The organism is Enterobacter cloacae complex sp.6700776 (assembly GCF_048284255.1).
Classification (GTDB): Bacteria; Pseudomonadota; Gammaproteobacteria; order Enterobacterales; family Enterobacteriaceae; genus Enterobacter; species Enterobacter intestinihominis.
The window spans coordinates 45,673-65,577 of sequence record NZ_JBLVYK010000013.1; the positions used below are offsets into that span (position 1 = coordinate 45,673).

Below are 19,905 nucleotides of genomic sequence, written 5' to 3' on the forward strand. Positions count from 1 at the left end.
TCTTGTGTAGTGTTTTGATGAATGCAGCGTGCCAGAAAGCTAACCGATGATTAAAGAATAAAAAAAGATTGGCTATAACGTGAAGGAATAAAAAAAGGATGGGCACAAAAAAGCCGGGTGGCGGCTACGCCTTACCCGGCCTACGATCCGTGCTTTTGTAGACCCGGTAAGCGCAGCGCCACCGGACAACAGAGCCGATCAGTACAGTTTTTTCGCGCAGTCCAGCCAGTCACCTTTGAACGGACGCTTCATGTTTTCAATGGCGTCGATGATGTCATGGTGAACCAGTTTCTCGTTCTGAATACCGACGCAGCGGCCGCCGTGGCCCTGTAGCAGCAGCTCGATCGCGTACGCACCCATGCGGGACGCCAGGATACGGTCGTACGGGCCTGGGGAACCGCCACGCTGAATGTGACCCAGAACGGTCGCGCGGGTTTCGCGTTTGGTTTCGGTTTCGATGTACTTCGCCAGCTCGTCAACGTCACAGATGTGCTCGGTGATAGCAACGATGGCGTGTTTCTTACCTTTCGCGATGCCGGCTTTGATCTCTGCGACCAGATCTTCACGGCTGAACTCTACTTCCGGAACTACCACGAACTCACAGCCACCGGCAATGGCCGCTGCCAGGGTCAGGTCACCGCAGTAACGGCCCATCACTTCAACAATGGAAATACGCTGGTGAGAGGAAGAGGTGTCACGCAGGCGGTCAATCGCTTCCACAACGGTACCCAGCGCGGTGAAGTAACCGATGGTGTAATCAGTGCCTTTGATGTCGTTGTCGATAGTGCCAGGCAGGCCGATGCACGGGAAGCCCATTTCAGTCAGACGTTTTGCACCCATGTACGAGCCGTCGCCGCCGATAACCACCAGCGCATCCAGACCCCGTTTTTTCATGTTTTCGATAGCCACTTCACGGATGTGTTCGTCACGGAATTCCGGGAAGCGCGCGGAACCGAGGAAAGTACCGCCACGGTTGATCATGTCAGACACGCTGTAGCGGTCGAGCTGAACCATGCGGTCTTCATACAGACCCAGGTAACCGTCATAGATACCAAAAACTTCCAGACCTTCCGTCAGCGCTGCACGGACAACCCCACGGATTGCCGCGTTCATGCCCGGCGCATCACCGCCGCTTGTCAACACACCGATTTTCTTAATCATGACTACCTCTGAACTTAGGAATGCAAAATTGAAATCTGCTGCCGGAAGAAACTGTTCAACCGTCGAATACTGCAAATAGTATATCAATCCCTTCCAGCTGAATTGATTCAGGTCAGGCCATATGGTGGTAATTTATCCACAAAATGCTGGTCTGGCTCACTTTTTTACAACGAATTACGAAAGCTCAAAACGCCCTGGGGACGACAGAGCACGGATCCTGGTGAATAATGACGTCTGACCCAGGGAAACGCTGCAAAATCGCCTGCTCCACCTGTTCAGCGACCATATGCGCCTGAACCAGTGGCAGGTTGTCTTCCATTTCCAAATGAATCTGAATAAAGCGGGTCGGCCCTGACTGCCGCGTACGAAGATCGTGAGCACCACTGACGCCAGGCCAGTGGGTCACGATGGCATAAATTTCATCACGTTCTGCATCCGGAAGCGCACGGTCAAGAAGCGACTGTACCGCGTCATACCCCATCCGCAACGCGCTGTATAAAATATAGATCCCTATCCCTAACGCAAACAACGCATCGGCACGATGCCAGCCATACCAGGCCAGACCGAGCGCAATAAGAATAGCCCCATTCATCATAACATCAGACTGATAATGAAGCATATCGGCCCGTACAGCCTGGCTTTGTGTTTTGCGTACAACCCAGCGCTGGAACGTTACAAGAACAAGTGTGCTTATAAGTGCAACTACGGTTACGACCACACCAACGCCCGGATCGTTCATCGGAGAAGGCGAAATAAGATGCTGAATACCGGTCAAAAACAGGAAAAGCGCGGAGCCAGAAATAAACATACTTTGTGCCAGCGCGGCCAGCGATTCCGCTTTGCCGTGGCCAAACGTATGCTCTTCATCCGCCGGTTGCAGCGAATAGCGCACCACCAGCAGGTTGGTCAGCGAGGCGGCAATATCCACCAGTGAATCCACCAGCGCCGCCAGAATACTGACCGACCCGGTGTACCACCACGCGAAAATTTTAATGATCAGCAAACACGACGCCGTCACCGTCGCGGCTATTGCGGCCCGGCTTACCAGCCGTCCATAGGATTGATTCATAAACACTCCTGTCATGCCATGGCGCTAGTATAACGGATGGCGGTGGAGTGAAAGGATGAATAAAGCGTTAACAACACTGAACGATGGGCAAAAAAAACCCCCACATCATGTGGGGGAAGACAGGGATGGTGTCTATGGCAAGGAAAACAGGGTTTACTGGTTACTACGGGTACTGCTATTGCTACTGAAAAGCGTCATATCTGAGCTTCGCTGCATCCGTGCAACCTCACGCAACTGGTTCATACGTTGCTGATGTTTGGTATTCAAAACCGCTTGCTGCTCGGGCGTTAGCAGGTGGAACATCTGGTTGCGAACCTTCGCCATTTCTACCTGGCGGGCAACCTGTTCCTGCGCCATTTTTTCTGCCTGAGCGCGTACAGCGCTTTCGTCAAAATTTTCTGCGGTGACAAGGCGATGCATTGTCTCCATTTCGCTAACATTAACAGGGGGCTGGTCGTGTCGTGCCCTCTGCATCAGATCTCGCATCTGTTGACGCTGATGTTCGGTTAAACTTATGCCGTCAAACATATGGCTTTGGCTGCTGTGCTGCGTTGCGCCCTCTGCTGAGGAACCGTTATCGCTGTTGATAGCTACAGCAGCCTGGCTAAACGCACAGAAGGCCAGCGTTGAGGCCATGACGGCAGCGGTAACTTTGCGCATCACTTGCTCCCAAAATCTTTCGTGTCGCGATTCAACGAGAGACAGTCTACGATTCAGGCTGCAAACATGCGTCAGGGGGTGTAAAACAACGTAAAGTCATGGATTAGATAGCCTTGATGTCGTAATTTCTGCCTCGGAGGTATTTAAACAATGAATAAAATCCTGTTAGTTGATGATGACCGAGAGCTCACATCTCTTTTAAAGGAGTTGCTCGACATGGAAGGTTTCAACGTCCTGGTTGCCCACGATGGGGAACAGGCGCTGAGTCTCCTTGACGACAGCATCGATTTACTTTTGCTCGACGTCATGATGCCGAAGAAAAACGGCATTGATACGTTGAAAGAGCTTCGCCAGACACACCAGACCCCCGTCATTATGCTGACCGCGCGCGGCAGCGAGCTTGACCGCGTACTCGGCCTTGAGCTGGGTGCGGATGACTATTTACCTAAGCCGTTCAACGACCGTGAACTGGTGGCCCGTATTCGCGCGATCCTGCGCCGCTCTCACTGGAGCGAGCAGCAGCAGAATACCGACAACAGCTCACCTACGCTGGAAGTGGACTCCCTGAGCCTGAACCCGGGCCGCCAGGAAGCGAGCTTCGACGGTGAAACGCTGGAGCTAACCGGCACCGAGTTCACCCTGCTGTATCTGCTGGCGCAGCATCTCGGCCAGGTGGTGTCGCGTGAACACTTGAGCCAGGAAGTGCTGGGCAAACGCCTCACCCCGTTTGACCGCGCCATCGATATGCATATCTCGAACCTGCGCCGTAAGCTGCCGGAGCGTAAAGACGGTCACCCCTGGTTTAAAACCCTGCGTGGTCGCGGTTATCTGATGGTTTCCGCTTCATGATAGGCAGCTTAACCGCCCGCATCTTCGCCATCTTCTGGCTGACGCTGGCACTGGTTTTAATGCTCGTTTTGATGTTGCCAAAACTCGACTCACGCCAGATGACGGAGCTGCTCGACAGCGAGCAACGTCAGGGCGTGATGATCGAGCAGCACGTGGAAGCGGAGCTGGCAAACGATCCGCCGAACGATTTAATGTGGTGGCGCAGGCTGTTTCGCGCTATCGACAAGTGGGCGCCCCCCGGACAACGTCTTTTACTGGTCACTAGTGAAGGCCGCGTGATTGGGGCCGATCGCAATGAAATGCAGATTATCCGCAACTTTATTGGCCAGGCGGATAACGCCGATCACCCGCAGAAAAAGAAATATGGTCGGGTAGAAATGGTGGGCCCTTTCTCGGTGCGGGATGGGGAAGATAACTACCAGCTCTACCTGATTCGCCCCGCGAGCAGTTCCCAGTCCGACTTCATCAACCTGCTGTTTGACCGTCCGCTGTTGCTGTTGATTGTCACCATGCTGGTTAGTTCCCCACTGCTGTTATGGCTGGCGTGGAGCCTGGCGAAACCGGCGCGTAAGCTGAAAAACGCGGCGGACGAAGTGGCGCAGGGCAACCTGAGGCAGCATCCGGAGCTGGAATCCGGGCCGCAGGAGTTCCTGGCCGCCGGAACCAGTTTTAACCAGATGGTGAGCGCGCTTGATCGAATGATGACGGCCCAGCAACGTCTGCTGTCGGATATCTCCCACGAGCTGCGGACGCCGCTCACGCGTTTACAGCTGGGTACCGCCCTGCTGCGCCGTCGCAGCGGTGAGAGCAAAGAGCTGGAGCGTATTGAGACGGAAGCGCATCGCCTGGACAGCATGATCAACGATCTGCTGGTGATGTCGCGCAATCAGCAGAAAAACGCGCTGGTGAGCGAAACGGTGAAAGCCAATCACCTCTGGCATGAGGTGCTGGACAACGCGGCCTTCGAAGCGGAACAGATGGGCAAATCCTTCACCGTCAATTTCCCGCCGGGCCCGTGGCCGCTGTACGGTAACCCCAACACGCTGGAAAGCGCGCTGGAGAATATCGTGCGTAACGCCCTGCGCTACTCGCACACGAAGATTGAAGTGGCGTTTTCGGTGGATAAAGACGGGATCACTATCATCGTGGACGACGACGGTCCAGGCGTCAGCCCGGAAGATCGCGAGCAGATTTTCCGTCCGTTCTACCGTACCGACGAGGCGCGCGACCGTGAATCTGGCGGTACGGGGCTGGGTCTGGCGATTGTTGAAACCGCCATGCAGCAGCACCGTGGCTGGGTGAAAGCCGATGACAGCCCGCTGGGCGGTCTGCGGTTAACGCTGTGGCTGCCGCTGTATAAGCGTTCGTAATTCCCTCACCCTAACCCTCTCCCCATAGGGGAGAGGGGACGGCTCGGTGCGGTCTTTTCACCCTCGCCCCTTTGGGGAGAGGGCCGGGGTGAGGGGCAATTATTTCCCCCACAATCTCCGCGAACTGCTCTCGATCTTGCCGCTTATCCGCCGCTTCTGCATCGTTCTGGTCCAGCTGGTGGATAATCCTGCCGCTGACAGCAGGCGGTGAAACTGTTCATCGTCGAACGGCATATGCCAGGCAATGGCACAGGCCTCGAATACCGACACCTCACTCAGGCGCGAAGCCAGCTCAAGCGGCGCATCCGCCGAAATCTGTCCCGCCTGCACAACGCGATACAGCCAGCCGGTTTTACCCGCGTTTTGCAGCTGGGCCGACATATCCTGAATGCCAAAATGGTAGTTAAGTTTGAAGCACGGCGAGCGCGGCTGGGTGACCTGAATCAGAGCATCGCCCCAGCGATAAATATCGCCAATAAAGACGTCCTTCTCCGTCAGCCCTTCCGTTGAGAGATTTTCGCCAAACGCGGGGGCGACGAAAAGGTCCGCCTGTTCAGGAAATTCGGTTTTCCAGTGCTGATAGTGCTCGCGCGGATAGTGGCACAGCGCGCGATCGGGCCCGCCGTGGATTTTCTTTTCGGCCTGCTGGTCACCCGCCAGACCAAGCTCGGTAAGCGTCAGCTCACCGTCGACCTGCACTTTGGCGATAGCGCTCGGGCGACTGCCTTCGTACTCCCTTACCTTGCCTGTAAACACATTCACCGGGTAATGCATCTCCACTCCTTCAGATACAAAAAAAGCGAGTCATCAGACTCGCTTCTCACAGGCGTCAATGCAACCTTATTTTTTAGCGGCGAAACGCGCTGCTGCTTCGTCCCAGTTCACTACATCCCAGAAGGCTTTGATGTAGTCAGGGCGACGGTTCTGGAACTTCAGGTAGTAAGCGTGTTCCCACACGTCCAGACCCAGAATTGGGAAGCCGGATGCGCCAGAGATAGCTTCACCCATCAGCGGGGAGTCCTGGTTTGCGGTTGAAACGACCGCCAGTTTGTCACCTTTCAGGACCAGCCACGCCCAGCCAGAGCCGAAACGGGTTGCAGCGGCTTTTTCGAATTCCGCTTTGAAGTTGTCAACGGAACCGAAGTCACGCTCGATAGCCGCTTTCAGGTCGCCCTGAAGGGTGGTGCCGGTTTTCAGGCCTTTCCAGAACAGGCTGTGGTTAGCGTGACCGCCCGCGTTGTTGCGCAGCACGGTTTTCTTGTCTGCTGGCAGCTGGTCCAGTTTGGTGATCAGCTCTTCAACAGGCAGATTAGCGAACTCTGGCAGGCTTTCCAGCGCAGCATTCGCGTTATTCACGTAGGTCTGGTGGTGTTTAGTGTGATGGATTTCCATCGTCTGCTTGTCGAAATGCGGTTCCAGTGCGTCGTAGGCATACGGCAGGGATGGCAGTGTATAACTCATAATCCTCTCCATTATTGTCGGGCGGCACAGCTGTTAATGCCGCGTAAGCAGTTGGTTCATTATAGTTAATTAAATGATATTGAAAATGATTATCAATGCCGTAGTTTTTATAAGGTTATTCGGTTTTTAAGAAATGAAGGAATTGTGAGTCTGCTCACGCGGTTAACGTGCTGATTGCCATTCAAAACAAAAGTGCGGCAACCTTCTGAAGGTTCCCAAACCGCCTAATTTTTACACTCATCAAGTCGGCGGGAAGCCTCCGGCTATAAAAACGATGAGGATGTAAAAATGAATCATGCGATTACGATGGGTATCTTCTGGCATTTGATAGGCGCGGCCAGTGCAGCCTGTTTCTATGCCCCGTTTAAAAAGGTGAAAGGCTGGTCATGGGAAACCATGTGGTCCGTTGGCGGTACCGTGTCCTGGCTGATTTTGCCGTGGACAATCAGCGCCATGCTGCTGCCCGATTTCTGGGGCTACTTCTCCTCCTTCAACGCCTCCACCCTGCTGCCGGTATTCCTGTTCGGCGCGATGTGGGGTATCGGTAATATCAACTACGGCCTCACCATGCGCTACCTCGGCATGTCGATGGGGATTGGCATCGCGATCGGCATTACGCTGATTGTTGGCACCCTGATGACGCCAATCCTCAACGGCAACTTCGATGTGCTGATCAACACCCAGGGTGGGCGAATGACGCTGCTGGGCGTGCTGGTAGCGGTGATCGGCGTGGGAATTGTCACCCGCGCGGGCCAGTTGAAAGAACGCAAGATGGGCATCAAAGCCGAAGAGTTCAACCTGAAGAAAGGGCTGCTACTGGCGGTGATGTGCGGCGTCTTCTCGGCGGGCATGTCGTTCGCGATGAACGCCGCCAAACCGATGCACGACGCCGCTGCAGCGCTGGGCGTCGACCCGCTGTACGTTGCCCTGCCAAGCTACGTGGTGATCATGGGCGGCGGCGCGCTGGTAAACCTCGGCTTTTGCTTCATTCGTTTGGCAAAAGTGAAGAAACTGTCGGTAAAAGCCGACTTCTCGCTGGCAAAACCGCTGATCGTCACCAACGTCCTGCTTTCCGCCCTCGGCGGTCTGATGTGGTATCTGCAATTCTTCTTTTACGCCTGGGGTCACGCCAGTATTCCAGCGCAGTATGACTACATGAGCTGGATGCTGCACATGAGCTTCTACGTGCTGTGCGGCGGGCTGGTTGGGCTGGTGCTGAAAGAGTGGAACAACGCCGGGCGTCGTCCGGTTGGCGTGCTGAGCCTGGGCTGCGTGGTGATAATTATTGCGGCCAATATCGTCGGCCTCGGCATGGCGAACTGATTACGCTGCCTTTCGACTGCGATGACGCCACTGAACCGGCGTCATCCCCACCTCACGGTTAAACACCACCGAAAAGTAGTTACTGTCCTCAAAGCCGCAGCGCATCGCCACTTCACTCACCATCAGCTCAGTATGCTGTAACAGATACTGAGCGTGGCAGATGCGCAGCTGGCGCAGATAGTGGTTTACCGTCATCCCCGTCTGGGTGCGGAACTGCTGGCGCAGCGCGCGCTCGCTGCACTGCTCCTGCTCGCAGAATTTTTCCAGCACGAAACTCTTGTTAAGACTGCCCGCAAGCCGGGTGATGAGCTTATCCAGCAGCGCTTCCTGCGTGGTGGCAGAGGGATTATCCGTAGCGTAACGATGGCGCTTCAGGGTCATCACCAGCTGGGCAAAAAGCAGCTCCGACATCTGGTTTGCCACCGGATCGCTCTTCTGGCTCTCCTGCTCCAGCTGGGAAATCGTCTGGCGCACCTGAGCCATGCCGTTGCTGCTTAAGCGCCAGTGCGGTTCGCCTCTGGCATCATGTAAACCGGGGATATTGCCCGACCAGTCGACATTCAGTTTAAGCCTGTCAGGGCAGTAGATGACGTTCTGCAACACCAGATCGTTAACCGAGGCGTAAGAGTGTTTATCTTCGGCGCGGATGTAGAACAGGTCTCCGCGCGTGATGCGGTAGGGACGGTCGTTGAGGACGTGCAGGCCGTTGCCCCGCCACACCAGCACCAGCTCGCAGAACTCGTGGGTATGCTCGGCAAAGACGTTTTGCGGATAGCGGTCCGCCACCGCGACGGCCTGACTCGCGGAGGCAAAAAAATCATCTTTACGAAGAATTAACTGAGCAGCCACACCACAACCTCGACGGCGAATAACCGGATATTATTAGCCTTTCTGCGGTAAAAAAACGGTGACTGCCCTCGCGTTACTGAAGCAACGCGTCTTTCCCCTGACGGATATCGCGCGGCGACCAGCTAAATTCCCGACGAAACAGCGTTGAAAAGTGGTTACTGTCGCCGAAACCGCAGCGATAGGCGATATCGGTGACGCTTTCATCCGTGTGCCTTAAAAGGTGACGCGCTTTGATCAGGCGCAGACGGTTGAGGTAGCGCTGCGGCGTCAGCCCGGTATGCTGCTTGAGCTGACGATGCAGCGTGCGCAGCGAGAGCGAAAAGTCATCCGCCAGCGTTTCCCAGCAGACATCTTCGGCAAAATGATCTTCCAGCCAGGCCATCAGCTGATTCAGGCGCACGTCGTTATTTTCCAGCCCTTCCACCAGGCTGCTGCGCCGCAGCAGCACCAGCAGCTGCATAAACAGCATCTCGCGGGTAGCAATGGCGTGCGTCTCCTGTCCATCCTCGCTCTGCTCCATCTGGCTTACCAGCTGACGCACCTGCTGCAACGTGGACTGATTCACCCGCCAGTGCGACGGATAATGGCCGTCCTTCTCCTGCGGCAACAGCTGATTCAGCCCGGAGAGAAACTGAAACGCATCCGGAGAACGATAGAGCACATTGGTCAGGCACAGGTTATCGGTATGTTCATACAGGTGCCTGTCGTGATCGCGCACGAAGCACACCGTACCGCCGCTGATGGTATACGGCTGACCATTAAACACGTGGATGCCCGTTCCGTGCTCAACAATCACAATTTCATGAAAATCATGATGATGCTCCGGGAACGCAGCCTGAGGCAGCCGTGGCTCAATCGCAACCGGCGAAGCCCCCGAAGGAAAAAAATCGACGCTGTGCAGTACGGTCATAACGGCCTCTACCAATGAGAAAAGTTCTCAAAATAGTAATTAAGGCCTTCCCCGCTCACCTTAAATTTTTGACAGCAAACCGCGCAAAAGCTGCCGGTTTTTCAAGAAACAGGCGGAAAGATCGGGAAATGCGGTCAGCGTCACACTGCCTGCAAACCCCGCGATTACTGGAAACTGTGAACTCCCTCACGTTCATCTTTGCTTTCTTGCCAGCGCGAGATTTGGGCTGTCAGTGGCGAGAAGGTGGCTATTTCTTCCCTTTCTTACACTCCTCGGTAATGACTTAAGAAAGGACCCGACCATGACTTTTCGCCATTGTGTGGCTGTCGATTTAGGCGCATCCAGCGGCCGTGTAATGCTCGCCACCTGGGACTGCGACCTGCACACCCTTACGCTTCGCGAAATGCACCGTTTCGCCAATTGCCTGCAAAAACAGGACGGTTTTGTTACCTGGGATATCGACGCCCTGGAAGCAGAGATCCGCACCGGACTTCACAACGTCTGCGAAGACGGTATTCGCATCGACAGTATCGGCATTGATACCTGGGGTGTGGATTACGTGCTGCTGGACAGTCACGGCGAACGCGTCGGCCTGCCGGTCTCCTACCGCGACAGCCGCACCGATGGGCTGATGGCGCACGCCTTCGCGCAGCTTGGCAAGGAGCACATCTATGGTCGCAGTGGCATCCAGTTTCTGCCGTTTAACACGCTGTATCAGCTACGTGCGCTGGTTGAGCAACAGCCTGAGCTGGTCGAAAAGGTGGCGCATGCGCTGCTGATCCCGGACTACTTAAGCTACCGTCTGACCGGCAATATGAACTGGGAATACACCAACGCCACCACCACGCAGCTGGTCAACATCAACACCGATAACTGGGATGAACATCTGCTGGCCTGGACGGGCGCCTCGCCGTCCTGGTTCGGCGCGCCAACCCATCCGGGCAATGTAATCGGTCACTGGCTTTGCCCGCAGGGGAATGAAATCCCTGTTGTCGCCGTCGCCAGTCACGACACCGCGAGTGCGGTCATTGCCTCGCCGCTCGCCGACAAAGATGCGGCCTATCTCTCTTCCGGCACCTGGTCGCTGATGGGCTTCGAGAGCAAAACCCCGTACACCAGCGATGCCGCGATGGCGGCGAACATCACCAACGAAGGCGGTGCCGAAGGCCGCTACCGGGTACTGAAGAACATTATGGGGCTGTGGCTGCTCCAGCGGGTGCTGAAAGAGCAGAACATCACCGACCTGCCCGCGCTTATCGCGGAAACCGAAACGCTGAAGGCCTGCACCTTCCTGATCAACCCGAACGACGATCGCTTTATCAACCCGGTGCACATGAGCGCCGAAATCCAGGCCGCCTGTTTTGAAGCGGGGCAGCCGGTACCTTCCCGCCCCGCCGAGCTGGCACGCTGCATTTTTGACAGCCTCGCCCTGCTGTATGCCGACATCCTGAGCGAGCTGGCTGACCTTCGCGGCAAACCGTTCACACAACTGCATATCGTGGGCGGCGGCTGCCAGAACCAGCTGCTGAACCAGCTCTGCGCGGATGCCTGCGGCATTACCGTGGTGGCAGGTCCGATTGAAGCCTCCACGCTCGGCAATATCGGCATTCAGCTGATGACCCTGGACGAACTTTCAAACGTCGACGATTTCCGTTCGGTGGTGACGGCGAATAACAGCCTGACCACCTTCACCCCCCATCCCTGCCATGAAATTGCCCGCTATCGGGCGCAGTTTCAGCAAAAACGACTGACTAAGGAGCTTTGCGCATGACCACTCAACTTGAACAAGCCTGGGACCTGGCTAAACAGCGTTTCGCCGCCGTCGGCGTGGATGTCGAAGAGGCGCTGCGCCAGCTCGACCGTCTGCCCGTCTCCATGCACTGCTGGCAGGGTGATGACGTCGCCGGTTTCGAGAACCCGGGCGGTTCCCTGACGGGGGGTATTCAGGCCACGGGTAACTACCCGGGCAAAGCGCGCAACGCCACCGAACTGCGTGCGGATCTGGAACTGGCGCTGAGCCTGATCCCCGGGCCAAAGCGCCTGAACCTGCACGCCATTTATCTCGAATCCGACGAGCCGGTCGCGCGTAACGAAATCAAACCGGAACACTTTAAGAACTGGGTGGAGTGGGCGAAGACCAACCGGCTGGGTCTGGATTTTAACCCGTCCTGCTTCTCGCACCCGCTGAGCGCGGACGGCTTTACCCTTGCGCACGCCAACGACGAAATCCGCCAGTTCTGGATCGACCATGTCAAAGCCAGCCGCCGCGTCTCGGCGTATTTCGGCGAGCAGCTTGGCACGCCATCGGTAATGAATATCTGGATCCCGGACGGCATGAAGGACATCACCGTAGACCGACTGGCCCCGCGTCAGCGTCTGCTGGCCGCGCTGGATGAAGCTATCAGCGAAAAACTGGACCCGGCGCACCACATCGACGCCGTCGAGAGCAAGCTGTTCGGCATTGGGGCAGAGAGCTACACCGTGGGCTCAAACGAGTTCTACATGGGTTACGCCACCAGCCGCCAGACCGCGCTGTGCCTGGATGCCGGCCACTTCCACCCAACCGAGGTGATCTCCGACAAAATCTCCGCCGCCATGCTCTACGTGCCGCGTCTGCTGCTGCACGTCAGCCGCCCGGTTCGCTGGGACAGCGACCACGTGGTGCTGCTGGATGACGAAACCCAGGCCATTGCCAGCGAAATCATCCGCCACGACCTCTTTGACCGCGTACACATTGGCCTCGACTTCTTCGACGCCTCCATCAACCGCATCGCGGCGTGGGTTATCGGCACCCGCAACATGAAGAAAGCCCTGCTGCGCGCGCTGCTGGAGCCTGTCGCCGCCCTGAAACAGCTGGAAGAAAACGGCGACTACACCGCGCGCCTGGCGCTGCTGGAAGAGCAGAAATCCCTGCCGTGGCAGGCGGTGTGGGAGATGTACTGCCAGCGTCACGATGCGCCTGCGGGCAGCCAGTGGCTGGACAACGTGCGGGCATATGAGGAAGACGTGTTGAGTCAGCGCGGGTAACTGCCCCCTCACCCCTGCCCTCTCCCCAAAGGGGAGAGGGAGCAAACCATCCCCTCTCCCCTTTGGGGAGAGGGTTAGGGTGAGGGGTTCAACCTCACCGCGATAACTGGAAATGAAAACTATGCAGACCATCACCACTTCCTGGTTCGTCCAGGGCATGATCAAAGCCACCTCTGACGCCTGGCTCAAAGGCTGGGATGAGCGCAACGGCGGCAACCTGACGCTACGCCTGGACGACGCGGATATCGAGCCATTTGCCGCCGATTTCCACCAGAAGCCGCGCTATATCGCCCTGAGCCAGCCGATGCCGCTGCTCGCCAACACGCCGTTTATCGTCACCGGTTCCGGGAAGTTCTTCCGCAACGTCCAGCTCGACCCGCAGGCCAACCTTGGCGTGGTGAAAGTGGACAGCGACGGTGCGGGCTACCACATTCTCTGGGGTCTGACGGACGACGCGGTACCGACATCCGAACTCCCGGCGCACTTCCTCTCCCACTGCGAGCGCATCAAGGCGACCAATGGCAAGGACCGCGTGATCATGCACTGCCACGCCACCAACCTGATCGCCCTGACCTACGTGCTGGAAAATAATTCTGATTTCTTCACCCGCAAACTGTGGGAAGGCAGTACCGAGTGTCTGGTGGTGTTCCCGGACGGCGTCGGCATTCTGCCGTGGATGGTGCCGGGCACCGACGAAATCGGTCAGGCAACCGCAACGGACATGCAGAAGCACTCACTGGTGCTGTGGCCGTTCCACGGCGTCTTCGGCAGCGGCCCGACGCTGGATGAAACCTTCGGCCTGATCGACACCGCTGAGAAATCCGCGGAAGTGCTGGTGAAGGTCTATTCCATGGGCGGCATGAAGCAGACCATCACCCGGGAAGAGCTGATCGCCCTGGGCAAACGCTTTGGCGTCACCCCCATGCAGTCGGCGTTAGATCTGTACCAATAACAACATCGCGCCCCGCTCATTGAGACGGGGCGAAAACCACCTGCAATCCCTACAACTAACTCAAGTCAGTGGAGTAAAAGCAATGAAAATAAAAGCAAGCTTGATCCTCACCGTTGCCGCTCTGGCGTTGTCCGGTTCCGCTTTAGCAGAAGTGAAAATCGCCCTGGTGGCGAAGTCCTTAGGAAATGGATTCTTCGAGGCAGCGAACGTCGGCGCGCAGGAGGCGGCCAAAGAGTTAGGCGATGTGAAAGTGATTTATACCGGCCCGACCACCACCACGGCGGAAGCGCAGATCGAGGTGCTGAACGGGTTGATCGCCCAGGGCGTGGATGCGATCGCGATTTCCGCGAACGATCCGGACGCCGTCGTGCCGGTGCTGAAAAAAGCGATGCAGCGAGGCATTAAGGTTGTGTCGTGGGACTCCGGGGTGGCGAAAGCCGGACGCCAGATCCACCTCAACCCGTCCAATAATGCCCTGATTGGCGAAACCAACGTGAAGCTCGCCGCCGACGCGCTGAAAGCGCTGAATGTCGAGAAAGGCGACGTGGCGGTGCTGAGTGCCACGCCAACCTCCACCAACCAGAATACCTGGATTGCGGAGATGAAAAAGGTGCTGCCGAAGTACCCGTCCGTCAATCTGGTGACCGTGGCCTACGGAGACGATCTCTCTGACAAAAGCTACCGCGAAGCGGTCGGCTTGCTGAAAACCTACCCCGAACTGAAAGTGATTGTTTCGCCATCGTCCGTGGGCATCGTGGCCGCTGCGCAGGCGGTGAAGGACCAGGGCAAGATTGGCAAAGTGTACGTCACCGGTTTAGGCCTGCCGTCCGAGATGGCGGGCGCGGTGAAGTCCGGCGCGAGCAAGAGCTTTGCCATCTGGAACCCGATCGACCTCGGCTATGCGGCAACCTACCTGGCGGATGACCTGGTGAAAGGCACGGCCACGAAAGGTGAGGCCAGCATGGGCAGACTGGGCAAAGTGAAGCTGGATGCTGACGGCAACGGCGCGATGGCCGAGCCGTTCGTCTACGATGCCAGCAATATTGATAAGTTCTCGAAAATCTTTTGATGCAATTTGTAGGCCGGATAAGCGTAGCGCCATCCGGCAAAAGGCGGGTGGCGCTGCCGCTTACCCGCCCTACAAATTCCTCTGTCCAGGAGAACTATCATGACCCCATTGCTACAGCTTTCTGGCATCACCAAGGTGTTCCCCGGCGTGCGTGCTCTTGAGAACGTGCAGCTTGCGCTGTGGCCCGGCAAAGTGACGGCGCTTATAGGCGAAAACGGCGCGGGCAAGTCGACGCTGGTCAAAGTGATGACCGGCATTTACCAGCCCGACGAGGGCGAAATTCTCTATAAAGCGATCCCCGTTCATCTCCCGACGCCGGAGTCGGCGCATAAAATGGGCATCACCGCCATTCACCAGGAAACCGTGCTGTTTGATGAACTCTCGGTCACCGAGAATATTTTTGTCGGTCAGTACCTTCACAAAGGCTTCCTGAAAAAGCTCGACTGGCCGGAAATGCACCGCCGGGCGCAGGCGATCCTCACGCGGCTGGAAGTGCAAATCGACCCGCGCGCGACGCTGAAAACCCTGAGCATCGCCCAGCGTCACATGGTGGCGATTGCCCGCGCGCTGTCGTTTGAGGCGCAGGTGGTGATCCTCGATGAACCGACGGCGGCGCTGTCGCAGCATGAAATCCTCGAGTTTTACCAGATTGTGGAGCGCTTAAAGCAGGAGGGCAAAGCCATCCTGTTTATTTCCCACAAGTTCGACGAGATTTTTGAGCTGGCCGATCACTACACTATTTTGCGCGACGGCGCGTTCGTCGGTGCAGGTGCAATAAATGAGATCACCGAGGAGCGCATGGTGTCGATGATGGTCGGGCGCGCCATTACCCAAACTTTCCCTAAAATCGACTGCGAAAAAGGCGAGACGGTGCTGGAGGTGAAAAACCTCTGCCATCCGACCGAGTTTGCGCATATCTCGTTCTCCCTGCGTAAAGGGGAAATCCTCGGCTTTTACGGGCTGGTGGGGGCCGGGCGTACCGAGCTGATGCAGGCGCTTTCCGGCGTCACGCGGCCATCGTCCGGGGAAATTATCCTCAACGGACAGCCCCGGCGCTTCCGCCAGCCTGCGGATGCGATCAAAGCCGGTATCGTCTGCGTGCCGGAAGAAAGACAGAAACAGGGGGCGATTATCGCCCTGCCGATTGCCCAGAACATCAGCCTGCCTCAGCTCAGCAAGCTCAATCCGAACGGTGTGCTGCATGACGACCGTGAATGGAAGCTGGCGGACGAGTACGCCAAACGCCTGCAAGTGAAAGCCTTCAGCTGGAAGCAGGCGGTGGAGACCCTCTCTGGCGGCAACCAGCAAAAGGTTGTGATCGGCAAATGGCTGGCGACGCACCCTGACGTGATTATCCTCGATGAGCCGACAAAAGGCATCGATATCGGCTCAAAAGCAGCCGTGCATCAGTTTATGTCCGAGCTGGTCAGTCAGGGGCTGGCGGTAATTATGGTCTCGTCCGAACTGCCGGAAGTGATGGGCATGGCGGATCGCATTATCGTCATGCACGAGGGGCTGATGGTGGCCGAGTACCAGGCGGGAGACGCGACGGCGGAAACCATCGTCAGCGCCGCCAGCGGTGCAAAACAGGAGGCGGCATAATGCTTAGCTCACTCTTAAAACACCGCGAAGCCCTGCTGGGCGCGGTGATTATCCTGATGATCGTCGCCATTGGCAGCCGCGTGCCATCGTTTATCGCGCCGGGCAACCTGGTGGAGATGTTTAACGACACCGCCATTCTGATCGTCCTCGCGCTCGGGCAGATGATGGTGCTGCTCACGAAAGGCATCGACCTGTCGATGGCGGCCAATCTGGCCCTGACCGGGATGATTGTCGCCCTGATTAATTTCCATTACCCGGACGTGCCCGTCTGGGCGCTGCTGATCCTTGCCAGCGTGCTTGGGCTGCTGATGGGCGCGATAAACGGCCTGCTGGTGTGGAAGCTGGGCATTCCGGCGATTGTGGTAACGCTCGGCACTATGAGCATCTACCGCGGAATGATCTTTTTGCTCTCCGGCGGCGGCTGGGTGAACTCAAACCAGATGGGTACAGATTTCCTCGGCCTGCCACGTGCGTCAGTGCTGGGCTTGCCGGTGCTGAGCTGGTGCGCCATCGCCGCGCTGCTGCTGGTGGGCTACTTCCTGCGCTACAGCCGCACCGGACGAGCGCTCTACACCGCAGGCGGTAATGCCACGGCAGCGTACTACACCGGGATCAACGCCGGAAAAATGCAGTTCATTAGTTTCTGCCTTTCCGGTCTGCTGGCCGGGTTCTGCGGCTACCTGTGGATATCGCGCTTTGCCGTTGCGTATGTTGACGTCGCTAACGGTTTTGAATTGCAGGTGGTGGCAGCCTGTGTGATTGGGGGGATCAGCACCATGGGCGGCACCGGGCGCGTGCTCGGCTGTCTGTTTGGCGCACTGTTCCTCGGGGTGATTAACAACGCCCTGCCGGTGATCGGCGTCTCCCCGTTCTGGCAGATGGCGATTTCCGGCACGGTAATTGTGATAGCGGTGCTGCTGAACGAGCGCGGCAATAAACGTAAAGGCCGATTGATACTGCGCGATGCGGCGCTGGCACGTCAGAAACTGGCGGTGAAATCATGAGCAAAATGATGACATCTGAAGCAATCAAACCCACTTCTGCGCCGGGCATCTTCCAGCGTCTGCTGTGCTGGGAGGGGTTCCTGCTGGCGGTGACGCTGGCGGTGTTTGTGGTGAACGCGCTCGCCTCACCCTACTTCCTCAATATCTGGAACCTCTCCGACGCGACGTTCAACTTCACCGAAAAAGCGATCATCGTGTTGCCGATGGCGATGCTGATTATCGCCAGGGAAATTGACCTGTCGGTAGCCTCCACCATCGCGCTCAGCTCCACGGTGATGGGCTTTTGCGCGGCGGCGGGCGTCGATACGCCGCTGCTGGTCTGCGTCGGATTAGGCGTCGGGCTACTGTGCGGGCTGTTCAACGGCATTCTGGTGACGCGCTTTAACCTGTCGTCCATCGTCATCACCATCGGCACCATGAGCCTGTACCGCGGGATCACCTACATCCTGCTCGGGGACCAGGCGCTGAACAGCTACCCGGAGAGCTTCGCCTGGTTCGGCCAGGGCTACGTCTGGGGCGCGCTGTCGTTTGAGTTTGCGCTGTTTATCGTGCTGGCCGCTCTGTTTGCCTTTGTGCTGCACCGCACCAACTTTGGCCGCCGCACCTACGCCATCGGCAACAACCCGACCGGCGCGTGGTACTCCGGCATCAACGTGAAGCGCCACAATCTGATGCTGTTCGCGCTGGTGGGACTAATGTCCGGCCTGGCGTCAGTGCTGCTTACCTCGCGTCTGGGCAGCACTCGCCCGACGATTGCGATGGGCTGGGAGCTGGCGGTGGTGACGATGGCGGTGCTCGGCGGCGTCAATATTCTCGGTGGGTCCGGCAGCATGGTGGGCGTGATTATCGCCGCCTTCCTGATGGGGCTGGTGACCTTCGGCCTGAGCCTGCTCAACGTGCCCGGCATTGTGATGTCGGTGATTATCGGCGCGATGCTGATCGTGGTGATTTCGCTGCCGATTATTACCCGCCGGATGATGCAGCGAAGACGGAATTAAATTGCCCCTCACCCCTGCCCTCTCCCCTGAGGGGAGAGGGTGAAAAGCCGCACCAAGCAGTCCCCTCTCCCCTCCGGGGAGAGGGTTAGGGTGAGGGGAACGGATTACCTCAAAAGCATATTAAGGAGAATTATCATGAGCTTTATGTTGGCACTCCCCAAAATCAGCCTGCACGGCGCGGGCGCGATCGGCGATATGGTCAATCTGGTGGCAAACAAGCAGTGGGGAAAAGCGCTGATTGTCACCGACGGCCAGCTGGTGAAGCTGGGCCTGCTCGACAGTTTGTTTTCCGCGCTCGACGCCCATCAGATGTCGTATCACCTGTTCGATGAAGTATTCCCGAATCCGACGGAAGCGCTGGTGCAAAAAGGCTATGCGGCATATCAGGATGCAGAGTGTGATTACCTGATTGCCTTTGGCGGCGGCAGCCCGATTGATACCGCCAAGGCAATCAAAATCCTCACCGCCAACCCCGGTCCGTCAACCGATTATTCCGGCGTCGGCAAGGTGAAAAACGCGGGCGTGCCGCTGGTAGCGATCAACACCACCGCAGGCACGGCAGCGGAGATGACCAGCAACGCGGTGATCATCGACGCCGCGCGTCAGGTGAAAGAGGTGATCATCGACCCGAACATCATCCCGGATATCGCCGTGGACGATGCCAGCGTGATGCTCGATATTCCGGCCTCCGTAACCGCCGCAACCGGCATGGACGCGCTAACCCACGCCATTGAAGCTTACGTCTCCGTGGGCGCACACCCGCTAACCGATGCCAACGCGCTGGAAGCCATTCGCCTGATCAACCTCTGGCTGCCGAAAGCGGTCGAAGACGGTCACAACCTGGAAGCGCGCGAGCAGATGGCCTTTGGGCAGTATCTGGCGGGCATGGCGTTTAACAGCGCCGGGCTGGGGCTGGTGCATGCTCTGGCGCACCAGCCGGGCGCGACGCACAACCTGCCGCACGGCGTCTGCAACGCCATCCTGCTGCCGATCATCGAAAACTTTAACCGCCCGAACGCGGTCGCCCGATTCGCCCGTGTGGCACAGGCGATGGGCGTTGACACGCGCAGCATGAGCGACGAAGCGGCCAGCATGTCCGCCATTCAGGCGATTCGCGATCTGAGCGCCCGGGTCGGCATTCCGTCCGGATTTAGCCAGCTCGGCGTCACCAAAGCCGATATTGAAGGCTGGCTGGATAAAGCGCTCGCTGACCCGTGCGCGCCGTGCAACCCACGTACCGCCAGCCGCGATGAGGTCCGCGAGCTGTACCTGGAGGCATTATGATCCGCAAAGCGTTTGTGATGCAGGTAAACCCGGATGCGCACGAGGAGTATGCGCGCCGCCACAACCCGATCTGGCCTGAGCTGGAAGCGGTACTGAAAGCCCACGGCGCGCACCACTACGCCATTTACCTCGACAAAGCCCGCAACCTGCTGTTTGCGACAGTGGAGATTGAATCGGAGGAGCGCTGGAACGCGGTGGCAAACACCGACGTCTGCCAGCGCTGGTGGAAACATATGGCTGACGTTATGCCGTCTAACCCGGACAACAGCCCGGTGAGTGCGGAGCTGAACGAGGTGTTTTACCTGTACTGAGCCATG

At 57.5% G+C, this 19,905-nt stretch carries 19 protein-coding genes; 12 read left to right on the forward strand and 7 right to left on the reverse strand.

Features of this window, described 5'->3' with window-relative positions; all coding sequences use genetic code 11:
* Positions 1-198: 198 nt before the first annotated feature.
* The 3 genes from pfkA to cpxP all read right to left on the reverse strand — a co-directional run bounded on the left by pfkA (position 199) and on the right by cpxP (position 2,890).
* Positions 199-1,161, reverse strand: coding sequence for a 6-phosphofructokinase (gene pfkA, locus ACNQ0T_RS17050; RefSeq protein ID WP_003862009.1), 963 nt, complete (start codon positions 1,159-1,161; stop codon positions 199-201).
* Between the two features lie 184 nt (positions 1,162-1,345).
* Complete coding sequence (fieF, locus tag ACNQ0T_RS17055; protein WP_023298903.1) at positions 1,346-2,230, reverse strand: CDF family cation-efflux transporter FieF; 885 nt, start codon at positions 2,228-2,230, stop codon at positions 1,346-1,348.
* 153 nt (positions 2,231-2,383) lie between these two features.
* The gene (gene cpxP, locus ACNQ0T_RS17060) at positions 2,384-2,890 is read right to left on the reverse strand and encodes a cell-envelope stress modulator CpxP (RefSeq protein WP_023305089.1); all 507 of its coding nucleotides are present in this window, start codon (positions 2,888-2,890) and stop codon (positions 2,384-2,386) included.
* Positions 2,891-3,040: 150 nt separating this feature from the next.
* Here cpxP and cpxR point away from each other — a divergent pair, with 150 nt between their 5' ends.
* Together cpxR and cpxA are read left to right on the forward strand one after the other, a co-directional pair.
* Entirely contained in the window at positions 3,041-3,739 is a 699-nt protein-coding gene (gene cpxR / locus ACNQ0T_RS17065) for an envelope stress response regulator transcription factor CpxR (RefSeq protein ID WP_003862004.1), read from the forward strand.
* Positions 3,736-5,109: an envelope stress sensor histidine kinase CpxA gene (cpxA, locus tag ACNQ0T_RS17070; RefSeq protein WP_022649811.1), complete on the forward strand. Its 1,374-nt coding sequence runs from the start codon at positions 3,736-3,738 to the stop codon at positions 5,107-5,109. The genes cpxR and cpxA overlap by 4 nt, the downstream gene beginning before the upstream one ends.
* A gap of 99 nt (positions 5,110-5,208) precedes the next feature.
* Here cpxA and yiiM read toward each other — a convergent pair whose 3' ends face one another.
* A complete protein-coding gene (gene yiiM / locus ACNQ0T_RS17075) occupies positions 5,209-5,883 on the reverse strand; it encodes a 6-hydroxyaminopurine reductase (protein WP_417930260.1) in 675 nt (224 codons plus the stop codon).
* A 66-nt stretch (positions 5,884-5,949) separates the two neighbouring features.
* On the reverse strand, positions 5,950-6,570 hold the full coding sequence (gene sodA, locus ACNQ0T_RS17080; protein WP_003861999.1) for a superoxide dismutase [Mn]: 621 nt from the start codon (positions 6,568-6,570) through the stop codon (positions 5,950-5,952).
* 288 nt (positions 6,571-6,858) lie between these two features.
* Here sodA and rhaT point away from each other — a divergent pair, with 288 nt between their 5' ends.
* A complete protein-coding gene (rhaT, locus tag ACNQ0T_RS17085; protein ID WP_275062419.1) occupies positions 6,859-7,893 on the forward strand; it encodes an L-rhamnose/proton symporter RhaT in 1,035 nt (344 codons plus the stop codon).
* Here rhaT and rhaR read toward each other — a convergent pair whose 3' ends face one another.
* Both rhaR and rhaS (ACNQ0T_RS17095) read right to left on the reverse strand, forming a co-directional pair.
* A complete protein-coding gene (rhaR, locus tag ACNQ0T_RS17090) occupies positions 7,894-8,742 on the reverse strand; it encodes an HTH-type transcriptional activator RhaR (RefSeq protein ID WP_032676783.1) in 849 nt (282 codons plus the stop codon).
* 73 nt (positions 8,743-8,815) lie between these two features.
* The gene (gene rhaS / locus ACNQ0T_RS17095; protein ID WP_417930261.1) at positions 8,816-9,652 is read right to left on the reverse strand and encodes an HTH-type transcriptional activator RhaS; all 837 of its coding nucleotides are present in this window, start codon (positions 9,650-9,652) and stop codon (positions 8,816-8,818) included.
* 301 nt (positions 9,653-9,953) lie between these two features.
* Here rhaS (ACNQ0T_RS17095) and rhaB point away from each other — a divergent pair, with 301 nt between their 5' ends.
* From rhaB to rhaM, 9 genes are all read left to right on the forward strand, one after another.
* Positions 9,954-11,423 carry a rhamnulokinase gene (gene rhaB / locus ACNQ0T_RS17100; RefSeq protein WP_417930262.1) on the forward strand — a complete coding sequence of 490 codons (1,470 nt, stop codon included), beginning with the start codon at positions 9,954-9,956 and terminating at the stop codon, positions 11,421-11,423.
* Positions 11,420-12,679 (forward strand): L-rhamnose isomerase, encoded by a 1,260-nt coding sequence (gene rhaA / locus ACNQ0T_RS17105; RefSeq protein ID WP_417930263.1) that lies wholly within the window; start codon positions 11,420-11,422, stop codon positions 12,677-12,679. The genes rhaB and rhaA overlap by 4 nt, the downstream gene beginning before the upstream one ends.
* Positions 12,680-12,800: 121 nt before the next feature.
* Positions 12,801-13,631 carry a rhamnulose-1-phosphate aldolase gene (gene rhaD / locus ACNQ0T_RS17110; RefSeq protein ID WP_022649818.1) on the forward strand — a complete coding sequence of 277 codons (831 nt, stop codon included), beginning with the start codon at positions 12,801-12,803 and terminating at the stop codon, positions 13,629-13,631.
* An 82-nt stretch (positions 13,632-13,713) separates the two neighbouring features.
* Positions 13,714-14,700: a rhamnose ABC transporter substrate-binding protein gene (gene rhaS / locus ACNQ0T_RS17115; RefSeq protein WP_023298909.1), complete on the forward strand. Its 987-nt coding sequence runs from the start codon at positions 13,714-13,716 to the stop codon at positions 14,698-14,700.
* 99 nt (positions 14,701-14,799) lie between these two features.
* Entirely contained in the window at positions 14,800-16,302 is a 1,503-nt protein-coding gene (locus ACNQ0T_RS17120; RefSeq protein ID WP_023305095.1) for a sugar ABC transporter ATP-binding protein, read from the forward strand.
* Positions 16,302-17,306, forward strand: coding sequence for an ABC transporter permease (locus tag ACNQ0T_RS17125; RefSeq protein WP_023305096.1), 1,005 nt, complete (start codon positions 16,302-16,304; stop codon positions 17,304-17,306). The genes ACNQ0T_RS17120 and ACNQ0T_RS17125 overlap by 1 nt, the downstream gene beginning before the upstream one ends.
* A complete protein-coding gene (locus ACNQ0T_RS17130; RefSeq protein ID WP_063152739.1) occupies positions 17,303-18,304 on the forward strand; it encodes an ABC transporter permease in 1,002 nt (333 codons plus the stop codon). The genes ACNQ0T_RS17125 and ACNQ0T_RS17130 overlap by 4 nt, the downstream gene beginning before the upstream one ends.
* 135 nt (positions 18,305-18,439) lie before the next feature.
* Complete coding sequence (fucO, locus tag ACNQ0T_RS17135) at positions 18,440-19,588, forward strand: lactaldehyde reductase (protein ID WP_154850599.1); 1,149 nt, start codon at positions 18,440-18,442, stop codon at positions 19,586-19,588.
* Entirely contained in the window at positions 19,585-19,899 is a 315-nt protein-coding gene (gene rhaM / locus ACNQ0T_RS17140; protein WP_417930264.1) for an L-rhamnose mutarotase, read from the forward strand. The genes fucO and rhaM overlap by 4 nt, the downstream gene beginning before the upstream one ends.
* Positions 19,900-19,905: the final 6 nt, after the last annotated feature.